The 25,793-nt window shown below is 57.2% G+C and carries 25 protein-coding genes, 1 tRNA gene and 2 pseudogenes; 21 read left to right on the plus strand and 7 right to left on the minus strand.

The window, feature by feature from the left end:
* Positions 1-31: 31 nt before the first annotated feature.
* The 5 genes from aroC (at position 32) to mtnC (ending at position 4,254) form a co-directional block, all read left to right on the plus strand.
* Positions 32-1,123 (plus strand): chorismate synthase, encoded by a 1,092-nt coding sequence (gene aroC, locus ATI02_RS28965; RefSeq protein ID WP_095191296.1) that lies wholly within the window; start codon positions 32-34, stop codon positions 1,121-1,123.
* A 34-nt stretch (positions 1,124-1,157) separates the two neighbouring features.
* Positions 1,158-2,303: an MFS transporter gene (locus ATI02_RS28970; RefSeq protein WP_100848068.1), complete on the plus strand. Its 1,146-nt coding sequence runs from the start codon at positions 1,158-1,160 to the stop codon at positions 2,301-2,303.
* Entirely contained in the window at positions 2,300-2,926 is a 627-nt protein-coding gene (locus tag ATI02_RS28975) for a methylthioribulose 1-phosphate dehydratase (RefSeq protein ID WP_095191298.1), read from the plus strand. Before ATI02_RS28970 ends, ATI02_RS28975 begins: the two co-directional genes overlap by 4 nt.
* Before the next feature lie 94 nt (positions 2,927-3,020).
* Positions 3,021-3,566, plus strand: coding sequence for a 1,2-dihydroxy-3-keto-5-methylthiopentene dioxygenase (locus ATI02_RS28980; RefSeq protein WP_095191299.1), 546 nt, complete (start codon positions 3,021-3,023; stop codon positions 3,564-3,566).
* A gap of 4 nt (positions 3,567-3,570) precedes the next feature.
* Complete coding sequence (mtnC, locus tag ATI02_RS28985; RefSeq protein WP_095191300.1) at positions 3,571-4,254, plus strand: acireductone synthase; 684 nt, start codon at positions 3,571-3,573, stop codon at positions 4,252-4,254.
* A 187-nt stretch (positions 4,255-4,441) separates the two neighbouring features.
* Here mtnC and ATI02_RS28990 read toward each other — a convergent pair whose 3' ends face one another.
* Positions 4,442-4,720, minus strand: a complete 279-nt coding sequence (locus tag ATI02_RS28990) for a DUF3509 domain-containing protein (RefSeq protein WP_095191301.1) — start codon at positions 4,718-4,720, stop codon at positions 4,442-4,444.
* Between the two features lie 383 nt (positions 4,721-5,103).
* Between ATI02_RS28990 and ATI02_RS29000 the strand changes: the two genes are divergently transcribed.
* The 10 genes and pseudogenes from ATI02_RS29000 to ATI02_RS29045 all read left to right on the plus strand — a co-directional run bounded on the left by ATI02_RS29000 (position 5,104) and on the right by ATI02_RS29045 (position 14,363).
* A complete protein-coding gene (locus tag ATI02_RS29000; RefSeq protein ID WP_100848070.1) occupies positions 5,104-6,942 on the plus strand; it encodes a long-chain-acyl-CoA synthetase in 1,839 nt (612 codons plus the stop codon).
* Positions 6,943-7,040: 98 nt separating this feature from the next.
* Entirely contained in the window at positions 7,041-7,559 is a 519-nt protein-coding gene (locus ATI02_RS29005) for an ankyrin repeat domain-containing protein (RefSeq protein WP_095191303.1), read from the plus strand.
* A gap of 162 nt (positions 7,560-7,721) precedes the next feature.
* Positions 7,722-8,252: a hypothetical protein gene (locus tag ATI02_RS29010; RefSeq protein ID WP_095191304.1), complete on the plus strand. Its 531-nt coding sequence runs from the start codon at positions 7,722-7,724 to the stop codon at positions 8,250-8,252.
* 71 nt (positions 8,253-8,323) lie between these two features.
* Positions 8,324-8,515 (plus strand): PLDc N-terminal domain-containing protein, encoded by a 192-nt coding sequence (locus tag ATI02_RS29015; protein ID WP_039763840.1) that lies wholly within the window; start codon positions 8,324-8,326, stop codon positions 8,513-8,515.
* A 236-nt stretch (positions 8,516-8,751) separates the two neighbouring features.
* Positions 8,752-9,627, plus strand: coding sequence for a polyamine aminopropyltransferase (speE, locus tag ATI02_RS29020; RefSeq protein WP_095191305.1), 876 nt, complete (start codon positions 8,752-8,754; stop codon positions 9,625-9,627).
* Between the two features lie 236 nt (positions 9,628-9,863).
* Positions 9,864-10,097: a hypothetical protein gene (locus tag ATI02_RS29025; protein WP_095191306.1), complete on the plus strand. Its 234-nt coding sequence runs from the start codon at positions 9,864-9,866 to the stop codon at positions 10,095-10,097.
* Positions 10,098-10,307: 210 nt separating this feature from the next.
* On the plus strand, positions 10,308-10,655 hold the full coding sequence (locus ATI02_RS29030) for a ribonuclease E inhibitor RraB (RefSeq protein WP_095191307.1): 348 nt from the start codon (positions 10,308-10,310) through the stop codon (positions 10,653-10,655).
* Positions 10,656-11,191: 536 nt separating this feature from the next.
* Positions 11,192-12,601: a circularly permuted type 2 ATP-grasp protein gene (locus ATI02_RS29035; protein WP_095191308.1), complete on the plus strand. Its 1,410-nt coding sequence runs from the start codon at positions 11,192-11,194 to the stop codon at positions 12,599-12,601.
* A 12-nt stretch (positions 12,602-12,613) separates the two neighbouring features.
* Positions 12,614-13,563, plus strand: a pseudogene (locus tag ATI02_RS29040) (alpha-E domain-containing protein).
* Complete coding sequence (locus ATI02_RS29045; RefSeq protein ID WP_095191309.1) at positions 13,560-14,363, plus strand: transglutaminase family protein; 804 nt, start codon at positions 13,560-13,562, stop codon at positions 14,361-14,363. The pseudogene ATI02_RS29040 and the gene ATI02_RS29045 overlap by 4 nt, the downstream one beginning before the upstream one ends.
* Positions 14,364-14,482: 119 nt before the next feature.
* On the opposite strand, the gene ATI02_RS29050 is transcribed toward ATI02_RS29045, so the two are convergent.
* Positions 14,483-15,304, minus strand: coding sequence for a c-type cytochrome (locus tag ATI02_RS29050; RefSeq protein WP_100848071.1), 822 nt, complete (start codon positions 15,302-15,304; stop codon positions 14,483-14,485).
* Between the two features lie 94 nt (positions 15,305-15,398).
* Positions 15,399-15,611, minus strand: a complete 213-nt coding sequence (locus ATI02_RS32175; protein WP_141233157.1) for a hypothetical protein — start codon at positions 15,609-15,611, stop codon at positions 15,399-15,401.
* A gap of 275 nt (positions 15,612-15,886) precedes the next feature.
* Here ATI02_RS32175 and ATI02_RS29055 point away from each other — a divergent pair, with 275 nt between their 5' ends.
* The 3 genes from ATI02_RS29055 to ATI02_RS29065 all read left to right on the plus strand — a co-directional run bounded on the left by ATI02_RS29055 (position 15,887) and on the right by ATI02_RS29065 (position 20,084).
* Positions 15,887-17,092, plus strand: coding sequence for an acetyl-CoA C-acetyltransferase (locus ATI02_RS29055; protein WP_095191311.1), 1,206 nt, complete (start codon positions 15,887-15,889; stop codon positions 17,090-17,092).
* Positions 17,093-17,116: 24 nt separating this feature from the next.
* Positions 17,117-19,261, plus strand: a complete 2,145-nt coding sequence (locus ATI02_RS29060; protein WP_100848072.1) for a 3-hydroxyacyl-CoA dehydrogenase NAD-binding domain-containing protein — start codon at positions 17,117-17,119, stop codon at positions 19,259-19,261.
* A 94-nt stretch (positions 19,262-19,355) separates the two neighbouring features.
* Entirely contained in the window at positions 19,356-20,084 is a 729-nt protein-coding gene (locus tag ATI02_RS29065; protein WP_095191313.1) for an amidotransferase, read from the plus strand.
* Between the two features lie 81 nt (positions 20,085-20,165).
* On the opposite strand, the gene ATI02_RS29070 is transcribed toward ATI02_RS29065, so the two are convergent.
* The 3 genes from ATI02_RS29070 to ATI02_RS29080 form a co-directional block, all read right to left on the minus strand.
* Positions 20,166-21,137 (minus strand): magnesium and cobalt transport protein CorA, encoded by a 972-nt coding sequence (locus ATI02_RS29070; protein ID WP_100848073.1) that lies wholly within the window; start codon positions 21,135-21,137, stop codon positions 20,166-20,168.
* A gap of 136 nt (positions 21,138-21,273) precedes the next feature.
* Positions 21,274-21,996: a lysophospholipid acyltransferase family protein gene (locus ATI02_RS29075; protein WP_095191315.1), complete on the minus strand. Its 723-nt coding sequence runs from the start codon at positions 21,994-21,996 to the stop codon at positions 21,274-21,276.
* Positions 21,997-22,213: 217 nt separating this feature from the next.
* The gene (locus ATI02_RS29080) at positions 22,214-22,903 is read right to left on the minus strand and encodes a crotonase/enoyl-CoA hydratase family protein (protein ID WP_095191316.1); all 690 of its coding nucleotides are present in this window, start codon (positions 22,901-22,903) and stop codon (positions 22,214-22,216) included.
* 307 nt (positions 22,904-23,210) lie between these two features.
* Between ATI02_RS29080 and ATI02_RS29085 the strand changes: the two genes are divergently transcribed.
* The 3 genes and pseudogenes from ATI02_RS29085 to ATI02_RS29095 all read left to right on the plus strand — a co-directional run bounded on the left by ATI02_RS29085 (position 23,211) and on the right by ATI02_RS29095 (position 24,756).
* Positions 23,211-23,300: transfer RNA gene (locus ATI02_RS29085), tRNA-Ser, on the plus strand.
* A 203-nt stretch (positions 23,301-23,503) separates the two neighbouring features.
* A pseudogene (locus ATI02_RS32960) lies at positions 23,504-23,722 on the plus strand (hypothetical protein).
* Positions 23,723-23,892: 170 nt separating this feature from the next.
* On the plus strand, positions 23,893-24,756 hold the full coding sequence (locus tag ATI02_RS29095; protein ID WP_100848074.1) for a hypothetical protein: 864 nt from the start codon (positions 23,893-23,895) through the stop codon (positions 24,754-24,756).
* Positions 24,757-24,815: 59 nt separating this feature from the next.
* Here ATI02_RS29095 and ATI02_RS29100 read toward each other — a convergent pair whose 3' ends face one another.
* Positions 24,816-25,508, minus strand: coding sequence for a hypothetical protein (locus ATI02_RS29100; RefSeq protein WP_100848075.1), 693 nt, complete (start codon positions 25,506-25,508; stop codon positions 24,816-24,818).
* Positions 25,509-25,793: the final 285 nt, after the last annotated feature.

Here is a 25,793-nt window from a genome sequence, read left to right on the forward strand (position 1 = left end):
AATTTGGGTTTGATTTCACGGAGCGTCCTGAATGTCCGGCAATACCTACGGCAAGTTGTTCACTGTCACCACCGCTGGCGAAAGCCATGGTCCGGCGTTGGTCGCCATTGTCGACGGCTGCCCGCCGGGCCTGGAGATTTCCATTGAAGACCTGCAGCGCGACCTCGATCGCCGCAAGCCGGGCACCAGCCGCCACACCACCCAGCGTCAGGAAGCCGACGAAGTCGAAATCCTTTCCGGCGTGTTCGAAGGGCGCACCACCGGCTGCTCCATCGGCCTGCTGATCCGCAACACCGACCAGAAGTCCAAGGACTACTCGGCAATCAAGGATCTGTTCCGCCCGGCCCACGCCGACTACACCTATCACCACAAATACGGCGAGCGCGACTACCGTGGCGGCGGCCGTAGCTCCGCTCGCGAAACGGCGATGCGTGTGGCGGCCGGTGCGATTGCCAAGAAATATCTGGCGAGCCAAGGCATCGTCATTCGCGGCTACATGAGCCAGCTCGGCCCGATCGAAATCCCGTTCAAGACCTGGGATTCGGTAGAAGACAACGCGTTCTTCAGCCCTGATCCAGACAAAGTGCCGGAGCTGGAAGCCTACATGGACCAGTTGCGCCGCGATCAGGACTCGGTCGGCGCGAAGATCACCGTCGTCGCCGAAGGGGTGATGCCGGGTCTGGGCGAGCCGATTTTCGATCGCCTCGACGCTGAACTGGCCCACGCGTTAATGAGCATCAACGCGGTGAAAGGCGTGGAAATCGGCGCCGGTTTCGCCTGCGTTGCCCAGCGCGGCACCGAGCATCGCGATGAGCTGACCCCGGAAGGCTTCCTCAGCAACAACGCCGGCGGCATCCTCGGTGGCATCTCGTCCGGCCAGCCGATCGTTGCGCATCTGGCGCTCAAGCCAACGTCGAGCATCACCACCCCGGGCCGCTCGATTGATGTTGATGGCAACCCAGTCGACGTCATCACCAAGGGCCGCCACGATCCGTGCGTTGGTATCCGCGCCACGCCGATTGCCGAAGCGATGATGGCCATCGTGCTGATGGATCATCTGCTGCGTCACCGTGGCCAGAACGCCGATGTGCGCGTGAGCACGCCGGTGCTGGGTCAGCTTTGATGGCGGGCCTCAAAGCCGTCACGGCGTAACCGGCGTGGCGGCGCTCCCTTACTGGCGACTGTCCAGTTTCTATTTGTTCTATTTCGCCTTGCTCGGCTCGACGGCGCCGTTTCTGGCGCTGTATTTCGATCACCTTGGCTTCAGCGCCGCACGTATCGGCGAGCTGGTGGCGATCCCGATGCTGATGCGCTGCGTGGCGCCAAACATCTGGGGCTGGCTCGGCGATTACACCGGCAAACGCCTGGCCATCGTGCGCTTCGGCGCGGTGTGTACGCTGCTGACGTTCTCGCTGATTTTCGTCAGCAAGACCTACGCCTGGCTGGCGATGGTCATGGCGTTGCACGCGTTCTTCTGGCACGCGGTGTTGCCGCAGTTTGAAGTCATCACGCTGGCGCATTTACAGGGCCAGACCTCCCGTTACAGCCAGATCCGCCTGTGGGGCTCGATCGGTTTCATCATCACCGTGGTCGCGTTGGGTCGGCTGTTCGAATGGCTGAGCCTGGACATCTATCCGGCGGCGCTGGTGCTGATCATGGCCGGCATTGTCCTCAGCAGCTTGTGGGTGCCGAACGCGCAGCCGGCGCAGGGCAATCGACCGAGCGGGGAGGGCTTTCTCAAGCAGTTGCGCAGTCCCGGCGTGCTGGCGTTTTACGGCTGCGTTGCGCTGATGCAGATGAGTCACGGGCCTTATTACACGTTTTTGACCTTGCACCTGGAGCGCCTCGGCTACAGTCGCGGCGTGATCGGCATGCTCTGGGCGGTCGGTGTGGTCGCCGAAGTGCTGATGTTCATGGCCATGAGCCGGATTCTGGCGCGCTTCTCGGTGCGCCGGGTGTTGATGGCGAGTTTTCTGCTGGCGGCGTTGCGCTGGTTGCTGCTAGGTTCGTTCGCCGAGTTTCTCTGGATGCTGCTGTTCGCGCAGATTCTGCACGCGGCGACCTTTGGCAGTTTTCACGCCGCGGCCATCGCGTTCGTGCAACGTAGCTTTGGCCCGCGCCAGCAAGGTCAGGGCCAGGCGTTGTATGCGGCACTGGCCGGCACCGGCGGTGCGCTGGGCGCGTTGTATTCCGGCTACAGCTGGAATGCCCTCGGTGCGACATTGACCTTTAGTATTGCCAGTCTCGCGGCGCTCGCTGCTGCCGTTATCATTGCCACACGTATGCAAGAGGACAGGCCATGAGCCTTACGCGTGAACAACTCGCCCAGCAAATCGTCGACGCCGGGCGTTTTCTTTATGGTCGCGGCTGGTCGCCGGCCACCAGCAGCAACTATTCGACGCGTCTGTCGCCGAGCGAAGCGCTGCTGACTGTATCCGGCAAGCACAAAGGCCAGTTGGGTCTGGACGATGTGCTGGCCACAGACCTTTGCGGCAATAGCCTGGAACCGGGCAAAAAACCCTCCGCCGAAACCCTGCTGCACACTCAGCTCTATAGCTGGCGCGCGGAGATCGGCGCCGTACTGCACACCCATTCGGTGAATGCCACGGTGCTGTCACGGCTTACCCCGGAAGACTTTATCGAGTTCGAAGACTACGAGCTGCAAAAAGCCTTCAGCGGCATCTCGACCCATGAATCGCGGGTGCGCGTGCCGATTTTCGACAACGATCAGGACATTGCGCGCCTCGCCGCCAAGGTGCAGCCTTGGCTCGACGCCCATCCTGATTGCGTCGGTTATCTGATTCGCGGCCACGGCCTCTACACCTGGGGCGCGCAAATGAACGACGCGCTGCGCCAGATCGAGGCCTTTGAATTCCTGTTTGAATGCGAGTTGAAAACCCGCAGCGTCATGAACCGCCAAGGCTGACTTCACCAGAACCAGCCCATTTGCCTGATGAAATGCTGTGCCCGACCGGTCTGCAAGAGCCGGACGGCAAGGCCGATACCGAGGAATTGCCCCAATGAGCAGCCTGTCCGTCTATCACGTTTCCAGCCCCGACATTCCGAACAAGGTGCTGACCCATTTCGAAGACATCGCTTCGACCCTGGCCGAGCAGGGCGTGCGTTTCGACCGCTGGCAAGCCGCCGCGAAGATCCAGCCCGGCGCCACCCAGGAAGAAGTGATCAGCGCTTACCAGGAGCAGATCGACAAGCTGATGACCGAACGCGGTTACATCACCGTCGACGTGATCAGCCTCAACAGCGATCACCCGCAAAAAGCCGAGCTGCGCGCCAAGTTCCTTGAAGAACACCGCCACGGTGAAGACGAAGTCAGATTTTTCGTCGCCGGCCGTGGGCTGTTTACCTTGCACATCGACGATTACGTCTACGCCGTACTGTGCGAAAAGAATGACCTGATCTCAGTGCCAGCCGGCACCAAACACTGGTTCGACATGGGCGAGCATCCGCACTTCGTGGCGATCCGTCTGTTCAACAACCCTGACGGCTGGGTCGCGAATTTCACCGGCGAAGACATCGCCGGCCGCTTCCCGCGTCTGGAGGACTGAGCCGATGTCGATCAAAGTCATCCTCACCGACATCGAAGGCACCACCAGCGCGGTGAGTTTCGTTTTCGACGTGCTGTTCCCGTATGCGGCCAAACATCTGCCGGACTTCGTGCGGCAGAACGCCGAACGGGCCGATGTCGCCGAGCAACTCGACGCCGTGCGCCGTGACAGCAACGAGCCACAGGCTGACGTTGAGCGTGTCGTTGAAATCCTCTTGAACTGGATTGCCGAAGACCGCAAAGCCACGCCGCTCAAGGCATTGCAAGGCATGGTCTGGGAACAGGGCTATCAGGCCGGGCAGTTGAAGGGGCATGTTTACCCGGATGCCGTTGAAGCGCTTAAACGCTGGCAGCCGGCGGGTTATCAACTGTTTGTGTATTCATCGGGATCGATTCAGGCGCAGAAATTGATTTTCGGTTGTTCCGAGGCGGGAGACCTGACGCCGCTGTTCAGCGGTTATTTCGACACCACGTCGGGGCCCAAGCGTGAGGCACAGTCTTACACCAACATTCAGCAGGCGATTGGCGTTGAGCCGGGGGAAATCCTGTTCCTGTCGGACATCGTGCAAGAACTCGATGCTGCGCAGGCTGCCGGGTTGCAAACCTGCGGTCTGGCCCGTGAGGGCGGCGAATTAGCGGGGCATGTGACGGTCGACAGTTTCACCGGCATAGAACCGGAAGCGTTTTAAGCACAACGCACAACCAATGTGGGAGCGGGCTTGCTCGCGAAAGCGGTGTATCAGACGAATGCAGCATGCCTGGCACACCGCTTTCGCGAGCGAGCCCGCTCCCACAGTGTTTTGTGTTAGCCGCAAAATATAAACAGGCCGTGAAGCGCATGCTCCACGGCCTGTTTTGTTTAAAGCGATTTAAAAATTACAGCGAATGATACGTCGGCAGAGCAAAGCGCTGCTGGCTCTGCAGCATTGCAATTTGCGGCAGCTCACTGGCTTGTTCAGCCAAGTCACGGCGAATGGCACTGATCGCCCACGACAGTTGGTCGCCGGCATGCAGTTGCTGATACGTGAGTGCACGTTTGAACACTTTGCCGTCGGCGCTACGCAGGGTCAGCAGAATCCCGCCATCGGGACGCGGCGCAGTGGTGACGTCGAAGTTGGAGAACAGGGAGGTAAATTTTTCTTGGATCAGGCTCATGTTTTTCAGCTCCGTATGCACTTGAATGGCAAGCATGCAGAGGAGGTTGCAGTGATTGTGCCAGCAGTCTAAAATTTAAAAATCTTTATAAATCAATAAGTTAAAAAAAGATAAGTTTAAAGTGGTCGTGCAATCTGCATGAATGGCCATCGTGCATCCTGCATTTTGCGGGATCCTTGTCGATTCTACGGAACCAATTGGTAAAGCCAGGATCATCGCCGACGCCGTTGAGCCTGTGGATACAAAACATTGCAAAAACCGCATGTACAGCCCGAGAAGCGCTAACGTATTTTCGGTCTCGACCCTCGCTCATAAAGCACCGGTCGCATTAGCCCGACAATAAAAACATCGGCCAGCACGCCAAGGTCGAACGGGGAGCTTCCATGAGTCACGCGCCAAGCGACACGATTACCTGGGGCATGATGCTCCGCAAACTGCCGATGATCGCCAAAGCCATCCCGAGGGTGGTCAAAGGCATGAAGGTGGCCAACGTCACGGATCCGACCCAAAGCTGTGGCCTTGGCTGGACGTTCGAACAAGCGACTTTGCGTAATCCCGACGGCCCGGCGTTATTGCAGGGCGATGTCTTGCTGACCTATGCGCAGGTCAACCAGTGGGCCAACCGCATCGCCCACTATCTGAACGGGCAGGGCATCGGCAAGGGCGACGTGGTGGCGGTGTTCATCGAGAACCGCCCGGAATTGCTGGTGACGATTCTGGCGCTGGCCAAGGTCGGTGCGGTCAGCGCACTGCTCAATACTTCGCAGACCCGCGACACGTTGATCCACAGTGTGAATCTGGTGGCACCGGTGGCGATTGTGGTCGGTGAAGAGTTGTTGCCAGCGTTTGCAGCGGTGCGCGACCAGGTGTCGGTTGCAGCGCAACGCACCTGGTTTGTCGCGGATCAGGACACCTACAGCCATCCGGGCATTGCACCCGAAGGCTACGTCAATCTGATCAGCGCCAGTGCCGATGCTTGCAGCGATAATCCGCCGAGCAGCCAGCAAGTATTTTTCGACGATCCCTGTTTCTATATCTACACCTCCGGTACCACCGGCTTGCCCAAGGCCGGCGTATTCAAGCACGGCCGCTGGATGCGCAGCTCCGCCAGCTTCGGCATGATCGCCCTGAACATGCGCCCCGATGACGTCGTCTACTGCACCTTGCCGCTGTACCACGCCACAGGTCTTTGCGTGTGCTGGGGCTCGGCGATCAACGGTGCCTCGGGTTTTGCGATCCGCCGCAAGTTCAGCGCCAGTCAGTTCTGGAGCGACGTGCGTCGCTATCGCGCGACCACCATTGGTTATGTCGGCGAGCTGTGCCGCTATCTGGTCGATCAACCGGCCTGTGCCGACGACAGCCGTCACGACGTACGCAAGATGATCGGCAACGGCCTGCGCCCCGGCGCGTGGGCCGAGTTCAAGACACGCTTTGCGGTGGATCACATCTGCGAGCTCTATGCGGCGAGCGACGGCAATATCGGCTTCACCAATATTCTCAACTTCGACAACACCATCGGTTTTTCCCTGATGGCCTGGGAACTGGTCGCTTACGACCATGACAGTGGCCAGCCGATCCGCGGTGATGACGGTTTCATGCGCAAGGTTGGCAAGGGCGAGCAGGGCCTGCTGCTGGCGCGCATCGACGAGAAGGCGCCGCTGGATGGCTACACCGATCCGCAGAAAACTGCCAAGGTTGTGCTGCACGATGTGTTTACCAAGGGCGACCGGTTCTTCAACACCGGCGATCTGCTGCGCAATATTGGCTTCGGTCATGCACAGTTTGTTGATCGCCTCGGTGACACCTACCGCTGGAATGGCGAAAACGTTTCCACCACGGAAGTTGAAAACCTGTTGTTACAGCATCCGCACATCTGCGAGGCGGTGGCTTATGGGGTCGAGATTCGCAACACCAACGGGCGCGCGGGCATGGCTGCGATCACGCCGGCAGAATCCCTTGCTACGCTGGATTTCGCCGAGTTATTGACCTTCGCCCGGCAACGCATGCCAGCCTACGCCGTGCCGTTGTTCCTGCGGGTCAAGGTGAAAATGGAAACCACCGGTACCTTCAAGTACCAGAAAACGCGCCTGAAAAATGAAGGTTTCGACCCCGCCCAGACTGGCGATGATCCGATCTTTGCGTGGTTGCCCGGCACTCAGACTTACGTGCAAGTGACGGATCAAGTGTTGGCGGAAATTCATCAGGGCAAATACCGTTATTGATTCTGGCTATGGACAGTTTTGAGAAAAAGGGGGTGACAGCGTTCCTCTCGCTCGGGAAACTATCGGCTTTCCGATTGACCGAAAGTGGAGTTGCCCCCATGTCCGACCAAAGCCGCCAGATGACCCCTGAGGAAGCTGCCGAATTCACCGAGCAGGTTTTCAACAAGGCGCGCGACGGTGATGCCGAGATGCTTGATCGCTTGGTCACGGCCGGTCTGCCAGTGAACTTGAAGAACAGCAAAGGCGATACCCTGCTGATGTTAGCCAGTTACTACGGTCATCTGGATGCGGTGCAAGTGTTGCTGAAACACAACGCTGATCCGGAAATGCGCAATGGCAATGGCCAGAGCCCGATTGCCGGTGCTGCGTTCAAAGGTGATTTGCCAGTGGTCAAGGCGCTGGTGGAGGCGGGAGCCGAGATCGAAGGTTCATCGTTTGATGGCCGCACGGCGCTGATGATGGCAGCGATGTTCAACCGCGTTGCAATCGTTGATTACCTGATCAGCAAGGGTGCGGATCCGAAAGCCAAGGATGCCAATGGCGTGACGGCGCTGGACGCCGCGCGGACCATGGGTGCGGTTGATACCACGGCGCAGCTGGAAAAACTGCTGGGCTGATCAGATCAAAAGATCGCAGCCTGCGGCCGCTCCTGCACTGATCGCGTTCGCCCCTTGTTTTGCGGGTGAAGGCTGAACCTGTAGGCGCTGCCACAGGCTGCGATCTTTTGCTTTGTGCGCTATCCTCCGCGCCCTCAAAATCCCCACACAGGACTCGCCCTCATGAAAGCCGCACTCGTCGAACTCATCAGCAAAATCAGCTCCGGCTGCATGGGCGAGGACGAGATCCTGAAGGTCGCTGACGAAGCCGCGCAGGCCTATGCCGACGCCGATGCTTTTCTGACAGCCAATCCAGACATCAACTACGACGACACCTTCCCGATCCCGCTGGGAGAGTGGGTGGTGGTCGGCAGCCTGCCAGAAACCGTACTGTTTCAGGCTGACACCTACGTTGACCTGTTCGCGCAGATCGTTGCCTCGTTCGGCCCCGGCGTTGATTTCAACCTCAAGCCCAAGCAATTGGCCAAGACCGAAGCGCTGACGGCACTCAACCGTATTCAGGTTCAGATGAGCAGCTTGAGCAAGGAAAACGGCGGTTACACGCTGATGAACTTTAGCCAGTTGCTCGACGATGAACTGCAAATGGTGTTGGTCTACGGTAACGACGTGCCACGAGTGTTGGAGCTTTGCGCGCAAGTTGGCATCGCCGCCGCGCCAGCGCTGGAAGCCTTGAAGGTCGCCGTTCACGTCTGAATGCAATAAAAGGGAACCCTGCGCGCGACCGTCTATCCTAAAAGTGCATGCCACTATTCTGGAGCGACACCATGGGTTCCACGTTCAACGGTCTGATTGGCCTGATCATTCTTGCCCTCGACATCTGGGCCATCATCAATGTGCTGAAAAGCGGCACCTCCACCGGAATGAAAATTGTCTGGGTGCTGTTGATCATCCTGCTGCCGGTGCTGGGCCTGATCATCTGGGCGATCGCCGGGCCGCGGGGTAACGTGCGGATCTGATCCGCTCTCACGAACAACACATAACCTGTGGGAGCTGGCTTGCCAGCGATAGGATCACCGCGGTGTCTCTGACAAACCGAGTTGACCCCATCGCTGGCAAGCCAGCTCCCACAGGGTTATGCGTACGCTCGATGACGCGAGGTTCGACCTGTCATCTTCGGCAACGTAGAATGCGCGCCTTTCCCGGGCAATCGTCCCCACGATCGGCGCCCGCGCATTCATCGGAGCACTTGACCATGACCGTCACCAAAACCAGCGAGTACCTGGAAACCCTCTACGAAGGCTACGGCCAGCGTTTTCGCATGGAAAAACTGCTGCACGAAGTGCGCACCGAACACCAGCACCTGGTGATTTTCCAGAACCCGCGCATGGGCCGGGTGATGGCGCTGGACGGCGTGATCCAGACCACCGAAGCCGACGAATTCATCTACCACGAAATGCTCACCCACGTGCCGATCCTCGCCCATGGCTCAGCCAAGCGCGTGCTGATCATCGGCGGCGGTGACGGCGGCATGCTGCGTGAAGTCGCCAAGCACGGCAGTGTCGAGCACATCACCATGGTCGAGATCGACGGCACTGTGGTCGACATGTGCAAGGAATTCCTGCCGAACCACTCCAAAGGCGCCTACGACGATCCACGTCTGAACCTGGTGATCGACGACGGCATGCGTTTCGTCGCAACTACTACCGAAAAATTCGACGTGATCATCTCTGACTCCACCGACCCGATCGGTCCGGGCGAAGTGCTGTTTTCGGAGAACTTCTACCAGGCCTGCCACCGTTGCCTCAACGAAGGCGGCATTCTCGTGACCCAGAACGGCACACCGTTCATGCAGATCGACGAAGTCAAAACCACCGCCGGTCGCCTGCGCAGCCTGTTCCCGGACTGGCATTTCTATCAGGCCGCCGTGCCGACCTACATCGGCGGTTCGATGACCTTCGCCTGGGGCTCGACCAACCCGGCGTACCGCAAGCTGAGCCGCGAAACCCTGCAACAGCGGTTTATCGGCAGCGGTATCGTCACCAAGTACTACAACCCGGAAATCCACATCGGTGCGTTCGCCTTGCCGCAGTACGTGCTGCAGGCGATCAACAAGCCAAGCAACGACTAAAAGAACACTGCAAACCCCTGTGGGAGCGGGCTTGCTCGCGAAAGCGGACTGTCAGCCAACAAATTTGTTGGATGACAAATCGCATTCGCGAGCAAGCCCGCTCCCACATTTGTTTGCGCCGCACGGTAGATGTCGTTTTTTTCATCTTCGTGCGCTGTAATCCTTTTGAACCAACTTTCGGCCCACCAGTCGATTTAGGTGTAAGCCCATTTGCGGGTTTGATCGAGGAGGCACCGATGCAAAAGTGGAAAGTCACTTTCGTGGACGATCATGGTGAAATTGTCGATGAGGTGTTCGAGCGCGCGGAATGCCCTAGCGACGATGAGGCCGCTCAACTGATCAAGGCGAAGCTTCTGCCCGTCGCCGCCGCACTGGATCTGAACGATCTGGAAGGGCGCACTCCCGACGCCGGGGCGAAAAGCCTGAAAACCCAGAACAGCATCGAAATCCGCAGTATTACCCCCATCTGAAATTCTTCCTGTCACTTGAAGCACCAGGCCTTGGCAGCAGCTCTAACTTGGGGCTACTCTGCAAGCGAGATCAGCGAACGGATCGCTAAGGTCTGGTCTTGTCAGCTACATGCTTGTTTCCCGCGTGCAACGACGTTGCCGTAGTACTTTGGCCAAAGGCCCGGGGCGGGAATACGGAAAGTCTATCCATCTATCCGAGGGGGACGATTCATGAGCACAGCCTATCAAGAAGACATCAGCAGCACTGTTCTGCGCCGCATGAAAGAAGGCGGTTTCGATTTTTCCCGGTTCCATCCCATCGAGTTCTACGCCATTTTCCCGGACGAGGAGCGGGCGCGCAGGGCGGCAGGCAAATTTCGTGGTGAATCCATCAATGCCCAGGTCAGCGCGCGCGACGATGGTGCGTGGTCTCTGGAATTGAGCAAAGTGATGTACGCGACCTATGACGATATCGGCGATTTCGAACAGGGCTTTTCCGCCGTGGTCGAGCCGTTGGGCGGCATCATCGAAGGCTGGGGCGTCAAGCAGGAGGTGCGCAACCGCCATCGTTTGAATTGATCTCATGCACATTTAGAGTTGGGCAACGGCTGACCCTCGGGTTGGCCGCTGTTTATTCAAAGATCAAAAGATCGCAGCCTGCGGCAGCTCCTACACGATCACCTGTAGGAGCTGCCGCAGGCTGCGATCTTTTCGTTTTTATTTCACAAAGTTTCGATCAGGCAAAAAAAAGCCACCGGAGAGGGTGGCTAAAAGGGAAGACCGATAAGGAGAGGAAACCGGTCAGGGTTAAGGCTTTGAGGGCTGCTCAGGCAGTCCGGATCAGTTGAGCTGAAGGCTTCACCGGGGAAGTTTTTTCAGCGGATGCGCCGATTATGCGCAGCCAGCCACCAGCAGTGAAATCAACTCTGACTATGCTGGTGATAGACGCCTGCACTGCGTCGCAATGAGGCGGGGGCAATCAGGTTGGGGCATTTGGCGCACAGCAATGGTGCGGCGGCCACGGCTTGAATATCCAACCGATTGAAATCAAAGCGTTTATGCCGATGGCACGGGCCTTGCGAAGGCCTGTATGTCCGGGTGACAAGGAGTACGGCATGATCCGCACCTATTTTGATGAAATGTACGATGCCGGCGGCCAGGTCCGCCCGCATTACCGGGAGTTTGCCCGGTGGTTGGCTGACACGCCTGACGAGCTGCTGGCCCAGCGCCGCCGTGAGGCTGATCTGCTGTTCCATCGCGCCGGCATCACGTTCACGCTTTATGGGGACGAGCAGGGCACAGAGCGCCTGATTCCTTTCGACACCATCCCGCGCAGCATCCCCGCCAGCGAATGGCGGATCGTCGAGCGCGGCTGCATCCAGCGGGTCAAGGCGTTGAACATGTTCCTCGCCGACCTTTACCACGAGCAGCGCATCATCAAGGCCGGGATCATTCCCGCCGAGCAGGTGCTGGCCAACGAGCAATACCAGTTGGCGATGCAAGGGTTGGATCTGCACCGCGATATCTATTCGCACATCTCCGGCGTCGATCTGGTGCGCGACAGCGACGGCACCTATTACGTGCTCGAAGACAACTTGCGCACACCGAGCGGCGTGAGCTACATGCTCGAAGACCGCAAGATGATGATGCGCCTGTTCCCGGAGTTGTTCTCCGCGCAGCGTATCGCGCCGATCGACCATTACCCGAACCTGCTGCTCGACACGCTGAAAAGCTCTAGCCCCATCGACGACCCAAGTGTCGTGGTGCTGACGCCGGGGCGCTTCAACAGTGCGTTCTTCGAACACGCCTTTCTGGCGCGGGAGATGGGCGTTGAACTGGTGGAGGGCGCCGATCTGTTCGTGCGCGACGACAAAGTCTTCATGCGCACCACCGACGGCCCGAAAGCAGTGGACGTGATCTACCGCCGACTCGACGACGCGTTCCTCGACCCGCTGGCGTTCAATCCGGATTCGATGCTCGGCGTACCGGGCCTGCTGTCGTCCTATCGCTCCGGCAACGTGGTGCTGGCCAATGCCATCGGCACGGGGGTGGCGGATGACAAATCGGTTTATCCGTTTGTCACCGACATGATCCGCTTCTATCTCGACGAAGAACCGATCCTCAAGAACGTGCCGACCTGGCAGTGTCGCAATCCGTCTGAACTTTCCCATGTATTGGCCAATCTTCCGGATCTGGTGGTCAAGGAAACCCAGGGCTCCGGCGGTTACGGAATGCTGGTGGGGCCGGCGGCGACCACCGCGGAAATCGATGCCTTCCGCGAGCGCATCAAAGCCAAGCCTCACGCGTACATCGCGCAACCAACGCTGTCGCTGTCGACCTGTCCGACGTTTGTCGAAAACGGCATTGCGCCGCGCCATATCGACCTGCGTCCGTTTGTCTTGTCCGGTCGTGAAACCCGGGTTGTGCCGGGCGGTTTGACCCGTGTCGCTTTGCGTGAAGGCTCCCTGGTGGTGAATTCCTCCCAAGGCGGCGGAACCAAGGACACCTGGGTGGTCGAGGATTGAAGGAAGCTTGCCATGTTAAGTAGAACTGCCTCGGATCTGTATTGGATGTCGCGTTATCTCGAGCGAGCGGAAAACCTCGCTCGGATGCTCGACATCAGTTATTCGCTGTCGCTGATGCCGCAGGACGGTCGCGGCGACGGTCTGCACGAACTGGCCATGCCGCTGCTGATTACCGGCACCCTGGATGATTACCTCGAGCGTCACGGCGCGCTGCATGCCGAACGCCTGTTGCATTTCTTTGCCCTCGACGCAGCCAACCCGGCGAGCATCTATTCCTGCCTGGGTGCTGCACGAGCCAGCGCCCACGCCGTGCGCGGTCGCATCACCGCCGACATGTGGGAAAACATCAACGCGACCTGGCTGGAAATCCGCGGCATCGCCGAACAGGGCCTGAGCCGCTATGGCATGAGCCGTTTCTGCGAGTGGATCAAGGAGCGTTCGCACCTGTTTCGCGGCGCGTCCTACGGCACGATCATGCGTAACGATGCGTTCGCTTCATTCGGCTGGGCACGTTTATCGAGCGCGCGGACAACACCTTGCGCCTGCTCGATGCCCGTTACGAAATGGCTGGCGATCAGGCCGAAGCCGTCAGCGACGGCACGGCTCACGCGTACTACCAATGGAGTGCGTTATTGCGGGCCTTGTCGTCGTTCGAGGCCTACACCGAAATCTACCGGGATGCGCCGGGTGCCCGGCATGTCGCCGAATTGCTGCTGTTGCGTGCGGATGTGCCGCGTTCCTTGCGCGCCTGCACCGAGGAGATCGACCAGATCCTCGCGCAGTTGCCGGGAGCCAACGGTCGTCCTGCACAGCGCCTCGCGGCAGAAATGGACGCGCGCCTGCGCTACACCGGCATCAACGAAATCCTCGAGGAAGGCCTGCACGCCTGGCTCACCGAGTTCATCCCGCTGGTGCGCCAGTTGGGCAACGCCATTCACAGTTCCTACCTGGAGGCTGCATGAGACTTTCCATTAGCCACGAGACCACCTATCACTACGAAGATCAGGTGCGGGCGAGCATCCAGTACCTGCGACTGACACCCCACGACAGCGAGCGCCAGCACGTGTTGAGCTGGCAGCTCGATCTGCCGCGCCCGGCGCGCGCGCAACTCGATCCGTTCGGCAACATCCTGCACGTGCTGACCATGGACGAGCCGCACGAAGCGATCATCATCGGTGCGCGTGGTCAGGTCGATATCGACGAATTGCGCGAAGCTGAGCATGAGAGCCAGTCAGCGCTGCCATTCTTGCGCTTCACCCGGCTGACCGAGGCAGACGAGGCGCTGCGGGCATTCGCGGCGAAATCCTGCAAACAACGCCGCGACCGCACCGCGCTGATCGATTTGATGCACGGCCTCAATCAGCATATGACTTACACGCCGGGTTCCACCGAGGTCGACACCAGCGCTGCCGAAGCTTTCGCCGGACGTGCGGGTGTTTGCCAGGACCACGCCCATGCGTTTCTGGCGTGCGCGCGCAGTTTGGGGATTCCTTCGCGTTATGTGTCGGGGTATTTGTACAGCGAAGATTGCGAACACCTGGCCAGCCATGCCTGGGCGGAAGCCTGGCTGGATGACGCCTGGTACAGCTTCGACGTGACCAACCAACTGGCGCGGCCGGAGCGACATCTGAAACTGGCAGTGGGTCTGGATTACCTGGATGCCTGCCCGGTACGCGGCATGCGTCGGGGCGGGGGGTGCGAGCAGATGCATGCGAAGGTGTTTGTCTCACCCACGCCCGTCATCTCCGTGCAACAGCAATAAACACCGCCCTCTGTAGGCGCTGCGGCACGCTGCGATCTTTTGATCTTGATGTTAAAGATCAAAAGATCGCAGCCTCGTTTCACTCGACAGCTCCTGCAGGGGGGATGCTGAACAGGTGATCAGGGCTTAACCTTGCGCCCAGCCATATGCTGCAAATACCCGATCAACATCTGTAAATCTCCATCCGGCAACACCTGCGTCGAAAACCCCGGCATCTTCGCCTGCGGCCATTGGCGCAAACTCTGCGGGTCACGAATGTAGCGCTTGAGGAAATCCGCACCGAAATACTCGGTCGGGTTATACGGAATATTCAGATCCGGCCCGAACTGCGCATCCCCGGCGCCGTTCAAGCGGTGGCAAGCCAGGCAGTTTTTCTGAAACAGCGCAAACCCCTGATTCACCGGGTCATCGGCCTTCAGCGCGGGATCCGGCAACAGGGCAGGGAAGCGCTCGGCCACTGGCGCCATGCGCTTGATACTGGCCACTTCGAAAGGCCATTGCTCCGGGCTGATATTGCCGGCCTGCGGATCCGTCCACACCAGATAAAACGGCCCTGCACTGTGCTTGCCCTTCGATAACGGCGGCCACGGCTGCGCCGGATCTTCAATCGCCAGCCAGGCCCGCGCACCTTTTGTATTGAGCAGGGGCGCAGCAGCCAACTCGGCGGCAAATCCATCCAGCGCCACCGCTTGCAGGTGATCTTCAGGTTTGATGCCGGTCAGCAATGCCGCCACGGGCACGGCGCGATAGGTCATGTCCTTCTTGTAGGACACATCGTTTTTAACCGTGAGAAATTGCACCTGAGGATGCTTGAGCAGCTGCTCGGTCTGCCAGGTGCGGCTGTTCTCGCCCAGTTCAAGATTCAACTGGGCGGCAGACAAGGGCATGCTCAGCAGCAGGGCCCCAAACACAATGAGCGCTTTCAAATGATCGCCGTCCATGTCGTGGAAGTGCGAAAGGTTGGCACAACCACGCTGGCCCGGGTAGCGGGCCAGTCATATTTTTAGAGGCAATCAACAGCACCTGCCGCTCGATTCAGCCGATGACCTTGGTCAGGTTCGGCAAAATCAACAACAGCGTCGTGGCGAAAAGAATGAGTCCTGCTTGACGAACTTTCGGTTGTTTGAACATGGCTTGACCGCCTTTATTGTTATTCCTGATGCTTGCCTGCATATCCATGACGGCAAGCGCTGCACTTCCTGTTGAATGACGCCTGCCTCGGCAAAACCCGACAGCGACGACGTACATGTCTTACCTTAGGGCCCGCGTCACGCTTGGCTTAGATCCATTTCATATTTACTTGCTGCTACACGCGATCAAAAAGGCATGAGGCGTATTGCCAGCTTCGTTGCCGCCCGCTTGCTAGACAACTCGCCGACCTGAACCGGTTCACCCGAGGGCAGATGACCGTCCGTCTGAGCGTGCACGTCAATGTCATTGAGCGCTGTGGTCATTGAATCCATGTCCCTGGGGGGCAACAGTGACAACACGAAATTCACTCCGCGCACCGGTTCGAGGACGTCATGACCCAAGCTTTGATTTTCGACGCATTACGCACGCCCCGCGGCAAAGGCAAGGCCGATGGCGCCCTGCATAGCGTCAAACCCGTGAATCTGGTGGCCGGATTGCTCACCGCGCTGCGCAACCGTACGGCGCTGGACACCAGTCAAGTCGATGACGTCGTGCTCGGTTGCGTCACGCCGATTGGCGATCAAGGCTCGGACATCGCCAAGACCGCGGTGCAAGTGGCCGATTGGGATGTCAGCGTGGCGGGCGTGCAGATCAACCGCTTCTGCGCTTCCGGGCTGGAGGCGGTGAATCTTGGTGCAATGAAAGTGCGTTCGGGCTTCGAAGACCTGGTAGTGGTCGGCGGTGTCGAATCGATGTCGCGGGTGCCGATGGGCAGCGATGGCGGTGCCTGGGCGCTGGACCCGCAGACCAATCTGCACAGCCACTTCACGCCGCAGGGTGTCGGCGCCGATCTGATTGCCACCCTCGAAGGCTTCAGCCGGCAGGACGTCGATGCCTACGCACTGCACTCGCAACAGAAAGCCGCGAGGGCGCGGGCCGATGGCTCGTTCAACAAGTCGTTGGTGCCGGTACAGGATCAGAACGGCATCATCCTGCTCGACCACGATGAGTTCATTCGCGCCGAATCGACCCTGGAAGGCCTGGGCAAACTCAAGCCGAGTTTCGAAATGATCGGCCAGATGGGCTTCGACGCGACGGCGCTGCGGGTGTACAGCCATGTCGAGCGCATCAACCACGTACACACGCCGGGCAACAGCTCCGGGATCGTTGACGGCGCGGCGCTGATGTTGATCGGCTCCGAAGCCAAGGGCCGGGCGCTGGGCCTTCAGCCTCGGGCGCGCATCGTCGCCACGGCGGTCACCAGCACCGATCCAACCATCATGCTCACCGGCCCGGCCCCAGCCACTCGCAAGGCGCTGGCGAAAGCCGGGCTGCGCGTGGAAGACATCGACCTGTTCGAGGTCAACGAAGCGTTTGCCTCGGTGGTGCTGAAGTTCATCAAGGACATGGCGGTCGACCCAGACAAGGTCAACGTCAACGGCGGCTCCATCGCCATGGGCCACCCGCTGGGTGCCACCGGTTGCGCGATCCTCGGTACCTTGCTCGACGAACTGGAAACCCGGCGCCTGCGCTATGGCCTGGCGACGCTGTGCGTCGGCGGCGGCATGGGCATTGCCACCATCATCGAACGTCTCTGAGCCCCGAATTCAAGGAACCTTGTTATGAATGAAGCCATTCGTTACGAAAAAGGCCAGGACGGCGTTGTCGTCCTGACCATTGATATGCCGGGCCAGAGCGCCAACACCATGAATGCCGTGTACCGCGAGGCCATGGCGGCCTGCGTCGCCCGCCTGGTCACGGAAAAAGACAGTATTGCCGGAGTCATCATTACCTCGGCGAAGAAGACTTTCTTTGCCGGCGGCGACCTCAATGAATTGATCAAAGTCGGAAAGCCTGAAGCCAAGGCTTTCTATGACATGGTGCTGACGCTCAAAGGGCAGCTGCGAACCCTGGAAACCCTCGGCAAACCGGTAGTTGCCGCCATTAACGGCGCGGCGTTGGGCGGTGGCTGGGAAATCTGTCTCGCCTGTCATCACCGGATAGCGTTGGACGATTCGTCCGTGCAACTCGGTCTGCCGGAAGTGACCCTCGGCCTGCTGCCGGGCGGCGGCGGTGTGGTGCGCATGGTGCGCATGCTAGGCATCGAGAAGGCGCTGCCGTATTTGCTCGAAGGCAAAAAAGTCCGTCCGCAACAGGCTTTACAGGCGGGTTTGATCGATGAGCTGGCGACGGATCGCGATGATCTGTTGGCCAAGGCGCGTGCGTGGATCGTTGCCAATACGACGGCGGTTCAGCGATGGGACGTGAAGGGCTACCAGATTCCGGGCGGCACGCCGTCGAACCCGAAAGTCGCGCAAATGCTGGCGATTGCACCGTCGATCCTGCGCACTAAAACCCAAGGAACGTTGCCTGCGCCAGAGAAGATTCTGTGCGCAGCGGTGGAAGGTGCTCAGGTGGATTTCGACACCGCGCACCTGATCGAAACCCGCTACTTCACGGAGTTGACCACCGGCCAGATCTCGAAAAACCTGATCGGTACGTTCTGGTTTCAACTCAACGAGATCAACGCCGGAGGTTCACGGCCGCAAGGTCTAGCGCCGTATGTCACGCGCAAGGTCGGCGTGCTTGGAGCCGGCATGATGGGGGCCGGAATTGCTTTTGTCAGCGCCTCGGCCGGTATCGAAGTGGTGCTCAAGGACATCAACCTTGCCGCGGCGCAGAAGGGCAAGGCTCATTCAGCGACGCTGCTGGACAAGAAAGTCGCCCGTGGCCAAATGGATACTTCACAGCGTGAAGCCGTGCTTGCGCGAATCCAGCCCAGTGAAAACGATGCCGATCTGGCCGGTTGCGAATTGATCATCGAAGCGGTGTTTGAAGATCGCGAACTGAAAGGCAAAGTGTCTGCGGCTGCGCAGAAAGTCGTTGGTGCTGACGCTGTCATTGCCTCCAACACCTCGACCTTGCCGATTACCGGGCTGGCGACCGCCGTACCCGACCAAAGCAAATTCATCGGCCTGCATTTCTTCAGCCCGGTGGAGAAAATGCCGCTGGTGGAAATCATCAAAGGTGCGCAGACCAGCGATGAAACCCTCGCGCGCGGTTTCGATTTCGTCCTGCAGATCAAGAAAACGCCAATCGTAGTCAACGACAGCCGTGGTTTCTTCACTTCACGGGTGTTCGGCACCTTCACCAACGAAGGCATCGCCATGCTCGGCGAAGGCGTCAGTGCGCCAATGATCGAAACCGAGGCGCGCAAGGCCGGGATGCCGATCGGGCCTCTGGCGATCTCCGACGAAGTTTCCCTCAGCCTGATGAGCCATATCCGCAAACAAACTGCCATGGACCTACAAGCTGAAGGGAAACCGCTGATTGCGCACCCGGCGTTCGCGGTGATTGACTTGTTGCTCAACGAATACAAGCGTCCGGGCAAGGCCGCAGGCGGCGGCTTCTATGAATACCCGGTTGGCGGGCAGAAGCATTTGTGGCCCCAACTGAAGACTCGTTTCGAGAAGGCCGACGGGCAGATTTCGCCGAAAGACGTGCGTGATCGCTTGCTGTTCGTGCAAGCCATCGAAACCGTGCGCTGCGTGGAGGAGGGCGTGCTGACCTCGACGGCGGATGCCAACGTCGGCTCGATCTTCGGCATCGGTTTTGCGGCGTGGACCGGTGGTGCACTGCAGTTCATCAACCAGTACGGCGTGAAGGATTTTGTTGCGCGCGCGCAGTATCTGGCTGAGCAATATGGCGAACGTTTCGCGCCACCTGTGCTGTTGCTTGAAAAAGCGGCGAAAGGAGAGCTGTTCTAAAGGCTGGGAATCCATTCCGGGGCTTGCCTTGCCAGGGTGTTTCAGGGCAGGCTCTGGGGTGTTCATTATTCCCATCACGTGTCAGGTATTTTTTATGTCGCTACGCATCTGCATTCTGGAAACCGACATCCTGCGTCCGGAACTGGTCGATCAATATCAGGGTTACGGGCAGATGTTTCAGCGCCTGTTCTCGCAGCAGCCTATTGCTGCCGAGTTCACCGTGTATAACGTGATGCAGGGCGAATACCCGAGTGACGAGCAGACCTTCGATGCGTATCTGGTCACCGGCAGCAAGGCCGATTCATTCGGTACCGATCCGTGGATTCAGACCCTCAAGCACTACCTGCTGAGCCGCTACGAGCGTGGCGACAAACTGCTTGGCGTGTGTTTCGGCCATCAACTGCTGGCGCTGCTGTTGGGTGGCAAAAGCGAACGTGCGACGCAGGGTTGGGGCGTCGGCACACACAACTACAAACTGGCGGCCAAAGCGCCGTGGATGAGCCCGGTGCGCGAAGAGCTGACGCTGTTGATCAGCCACCAGGATCAGGTCACCGCGCTACCGGAAAACGCTACGGTGATTGCCTCCAGTGACTTCTGCCCGTTTGCGGCATATCACATCAACGATCAGGTGCTGTGCTTCCAGGGGCACCCGGAATTCATTCACGACTATTCGCGTGCGCTGCTGGATCTGCGCCAGGAAGCGTTGGGTACGCAGATCTACAGCAAAGGCGTGGCCAGCCTGGAGCAAGAGCACCATGGCGCTACCGTTGCGGAGTGGATGATGCGGTTTGTCGCGCACAAGCCAGATACTGTTCAGAGCTGAAAACATCGCCAGCAGGCTGGTGCACACAAGGGATCTGCGTTGATACACAGACCCCTGTGGGCACCAGCCTGCTGGCGATTGTTACAGCCATCCCGACCGCTTGAAACTCGCCCACAAACTGACACACCCCACCGTAATGAACCCCAGTACGGCGAAATAGCCGTAATGCCAGCTCAACTCCGGCATGTTCTGGAAATTCATCCCGTAAATCCCGGCCACCGCCGTCGGAAACGCCAGAATCGCCGCCCACGCGGCAAACTTGCGTTGCACCACACTCTGCCGTGACGCTTCCAGCAGCACGCCAATTTCAATGGTCTGGCTGGCAATGTCGGCCAGCGTGGTCAGATCCTCCATCTGCCGCGTCACATGAATCTGCACATCGCGAAAGTACGGGCGCATGTTCTTGTCGATAAACGGGAAGCTCAGCTTTTGCAGTTCCTCGCTGATTTCCACCATCGGCGCCGCGTACCGGCGCAGGCGCACCACATCACGGCGCAGACCATGCAGCTTCTGGATGTCGTGTTCATTCAACGCACTGCACAGCACATTGCGCTCCAGTTCATCGATCTCGGCATGGATTGCCTCGCCCACAGGCTGATAGTTCTCGATGACGAAATCGAGCAACGCATAGAGGACGAAATCTTCCCCGTGCTCCAGCAGCAGCGGACGCGCCTCACAGCGTTGGCGGACATGGGCGTAGGACGCCGAATGACCATTGCGGGCCGTGATGATGTAGCCCTTGCCAGCGAAGATATGGGTTTCGATGAACTGCAAAATGCCATGTTCACGGATGGGCGAGTAGGTGACGATAAACAAAGCGTCGCCAAAGGTTTCCAGCTTCGGGCGGCTGTGTTTTTCCAGCGCATCTTCGATGGCCAGTTCGTGCAGGTTGAACTGACGTTGCAGGTTGGCGAGTTCCTGTGCGTCAGGTTCTTCAAGACCGATCCACACAAAGTGCCCGGTTTTCGCGGCCCAGGCTGCGCCCTCATCAAGGGAAATATTAGTGACTTTCTTACCGGCGCTGTAAACCGCAGCAGCAACAACTCGACCCATGGTGGTGGTTCACTTCTTATTGGCAGATGACAGGGAATACAAGGCTCAAGCTTAGCCGTGTCGCTGTTTCAGAGTCAGTGAAATCTGCACAGTTCAACCGGCAAAACAAAGCCCGCACGGGGCGGGCTTTGTTTTGTCATGCGGCTTGCAGTTGCCGATCCATCGATTCGATGCACTCGCGCATCTGCTCGCGGCATTGGCTGATGAGCATGGGCATGTCATCCATGGTCAGTCCGACAGTAGGAATTGCCGGTAGCGAGCGTATGAGGATTTTCCCGCTGCGCCAGCGGTTCAGGCGCATATGTTTGACGTAACTGCTGACACACACCGGAACAATCGGCACACCCGCGGCGATCGCCATCTGGAAGGCGCCTTTCTTGAACGGCAGCAGTTCCTCGCCGAGGTTGCGCGTGCCTTCCGGGAACACCCAGATCGACGTGTCTTCGTTCTGCAGCGTATGGGTGGTGGTGAGCATCGACTGCCGTGCTTTTTGCGCATTGCCACGATCGATCAAGACGTTGCCGGCCAGCCAGAACAGTTGCCCGAACAACGGTACCCATTTCAGGCTTTTCTTGCCGATGCACACGGTGCGGCGTGGCACGACATTGCCGAATACGAACAGGTCATAGTTGGATTGATGGTTGGCAATGATCACGCAACTGTCGGGCTTGTTCATCAAGCCGCTGACCTCGGATTTCACGCGCAGACGCAAAATGCACATCGCCGGCAATGCATAGAGACGGGCACACAAACGGCTGTTGTCCGGATTAAACGGACGGCACAGCCCAAGGATCACCCCAAGCACACCGGCCAGAATAAAGTGCAGGCCCATCAATAACATACGAAACACGAACAGCATTTTCAGGCCCCACCGGGACAAAAGGTGGCGCAGTGTACGGATGTGCACTGTTTTCGGCAATTGCCACTATAGAGTCCGGAGATAGCCGATGTTTAAGCGCATGTTTCCGAAATGGTCGGCAAACGCGTCCTAGAGCTGTTGAAGATTTGTAAACAGTGCGTGCAAGAAAAAGCCCGACACGACCGTCGGGCTTTTCTTTGGCGCATGGATGTGAGCGTTAACCGAGATGTTCCTGATCCTGGATGATCGCGTTATCGAGGGTTTCCAGCAGCGCCTTGCGTACTTTCAGCTTGGTGTTCTTGTGCGCAGTCATGTTGATTTTCTTCAACTGACGCGCAGCGGCCAGCGCGGCGCCTTGCAGTTCCTCGGCAGTAACAACCTTGTCGAGGAAACCGGCATCCACAGCGCTTTTCGGGTCGAACATCTCACCGTTGATCACCGAACGGTGGAACGCCGAACGACGCAGACGATCACGGGCCAGCTCGATACCGGCGTGGTGCATGGTCATGCCGATCTGCACTTCGTTCAGACCAATGCTGAACGGGCCATCGACACCGATGCGGTAATCGGCGGACAACAGAATAAAAGCACCTTTGGCCACAGCATGGCCCGGGCACGCGACGATCACCGGGAATGGGTGAGAGAGCAGGCGACGAGCCAGCGTCGAACCGGCGGTGACCAGTGACACGGCTTCTTTCGGGCCGGCCGTCATGACTTTGAGGTCGTAGCCACCGGACAGAATCCCAGGCTGACCGGTAATAATCACGATGGCACGATCAGTCACAGCCTGATCCAGCGCCGCGTTAAACGCCGCAATCACGTCCGGGGAAATGGCATTGACCTTGCCATTGTTCAAGGTCAGGGTCGCGATACCGTCTTCGAGGTGGTAGGCAATCAACTCACTCATGACGCTATTCCTTGTAAGAAAGATGGGCAGACGTTACCCACCGCGGCAGGCCAGGTAAAGCACCGTGACTGACCCGCCGGTCACCCTTTACCCGCTCACCCGGCACCGCGCACCACACCGCTGACGCTTCTCCTTCTATATAGAAGGGGCGAGTCCACCGAAGATTGGCCGGTTTGCCATGGCCTGATGACGGCGAAAACGGTTTTTTCTCTTAAGCGCATGAAAATTCTGAAAAAAAGTTTGCCATCGGAAAAGCTTTCGACTACATTAGCGCGCCTCGACAGACAGAACATGTTTGAAGAGATACGGTGAAGTGTCCGAGTGGCTTAAGGAGCACGCCTGGAAAGTGTGTATACAGGAAACTGTATCGAGAGTTCGAATCTCTCCTTCACCGCCATATTCAGTAAACACAAACCCCTGATTTTCCTAGAGAAAGTCGGGGGGTTGTGGTTTTTGGCGTCTGAAAAAAGGCCATATGGGACTGAGATGGGACTGGGGCGCTATTTTGGTACGCAAATTGAGGCTGCCGAATGGGTGACTGACCTTGCCAGCGATACGATGAGCTAGGCTTTTGCGAACTGAACTCCAAGGACGACTTTTATGCCATCTGATTCAGATTCCAACATTGCCGCGGCAGATGCTCTGACATTGCTTCTGCATAACCAGCATGCCTTGGCGGCTGCGATAGAGGAGGTCACCAAATGGCTTTCATAAAACGGAGCAGAGGGTATTGCCGTTAACGCTATTACGGCGATGGAAGCCTTAGACGCAAATGCGGCGGCCCTGACAGATGCGATTATGCGGCTCCGGCGTTTATAGAGATTATCCCCTGGCTCTGAGCCGAAAACTGCTGGCAACGCATGAGTGTTAGGGGATGCTTCTGCGTCAGTTGAATGAATCTCGAGGATCACGAATTTTTGCGTGATTCAGTGCTACGCTCGTATTACGCTTCTAAATCGGCATCCTCCAACTGTGAATGCGGAATAGATATGGAAATTAAACAGAATCCGTTCTCTTTTTATGATTTTCTTGGATATTTCGTACCAGGCTCACTGTTTGTTTATTTGCTTATCAGCATATCCTCTCATGCCGCAATAAAAGATAGTTCCTTGTTTAAGTTTGTAAATGTGTCAGATCTGAAAGGGGTCGAGCTCTACACTCCGCTGATTTTACTTGCTTACATAAGTGGGCACTTCATAAATTTTTTGTCTGCGATGACGGTGGAGAAACATCTTAATTGGATGTATGGATTCCCATCAAAAACACTTCTAGGGATCTATCAAGATAGTTATTTTACATCAGGTGATGATAGCGTTAAGAAAAATTCAGTTAGAGCGATTGTGGCGTTGTTTTTACTGCCGATAAGTGTGGTCGATTTTTTTGTTAATTATGTCTTGGGGGTTAAGGGTCTGATAAATAAAGAGCTTGATTCCATGATGAAAGAAATTATAAAAAGTAAGGTTGTACTGATTCTATCTAGCTTTGCTGGTCTAGAGTCTCCACCGAAGGAACCTGTTAGAGATAAAAATTATTTTTTGTTTATTTATCATTTTGCTCTTGAATATTCAGTGAATCACGTTCCAAAGATGCAGAACTATGTTGCTTTGTTTGGTCTGATGCGCACGTTGACGTTTTATTTCGTGATTTTATTTTGGGTCGCGGTTTGGCATTTGATATACAGTGGTGCCAGTGTTCTTGTTTTTGCTGTGGCAGTTTTGAGTATGGCTTTCGTCGCTTACACATTTTATTTAGGTTTCATAAAGTTTTATCGTCGGTTTACTCTTGAAGCGCTAATGGCAGCAGCAGTTGCCTGCCCTAGGGTGATAGAGAGTGTATCGACTGAATTAAAGTAAGTCGTTGAGGACGGTTTGAATTTCGTTAGTCTGAGTTTTTCATAATTCTCAATTCAATCTTAGCTGAAGATTATTTCGCAGAATAGATATTCTCTCATCACGATTTTTATGCTGATGCCATCCTCATACGACACCATATATCTATATGTTGAGTCCTGAATGACACTCCATCCGTTCACTAGATTGATGTTGTTGTTCGCGATCAGGGAGTTCACAAAGGCTCTACTGCCGATTTCAGGCCATAAACTCAGGCTGGGCGAGTTTTCAAAGTCCGCATGTTCCTCTTCTGACAACGTTCCATAGGGCGCTATTCGGATGTATTCAGGGGCACTCATCTGAGGTTCACTGAGTTCATAAGCTGCATGGCCTCGAGCAAGCTTCATTATGATATTTTTGACTTTGGTGTCATCGGGGATCCAGATTAAATTTTCACCATTTTGACTTTTACTTCTTTCAATGCTATCCCTCAGTTGAGGCCTTTCCTCTAATATTCTTTTTATTTTCGTGCGTGACATCTTTTCAGGGTCGGTCGTCCCGTGAATTACGCACTCGATAAAGCATGCAAGATATAATTCATCGAATGAAAAGCTATTGTTGCAAGTTTTGCAGCACGGAACTACCGGTAGCGCCAAAGGGAACGGTTCATCTAGTAAAACCTTTGAGGGTACGTGATCTCGTGTCTCAGGAAATGCACCACAATAAACGCATACACCGTTAAATCGAGTGTCGTGAAACAGCTTCTTCGGATCCATAATATGCTCACAATGAATTACGCAAGAAAATTGTAGTTCTTATAGCAAAAATCGCCTCTGATATCAGGAAAGCACCCATCGGGGTGCAAGGACTTGAGTCGCTAATTGTGACAACCAGTGAAACGCACATTTTCGAGGATTCTGGAATTCCCATAATTCCAGCCTAGGTTCAATCGGCCCCCACACCTGGTCCAGGTGTGGGGGCCTTTTTTTGTGGTCGTGGAAGCCGGTCCCCCCAAGGGCTGGTCTACTATATCCCTCGATATCTGGTTGATCTCTGGACGT

This window comes from Pseudomonas baetica, assembly GCF_002813455.1.
In the GTDB taxonomy this organism is placed as follows: Bacteria; Pseudomonadota; Gammaproteobacteria; order Pseudomonadales; family Pseudomonadaceae; genus Aquipseudomonas; species Aquipseudomonas baetica.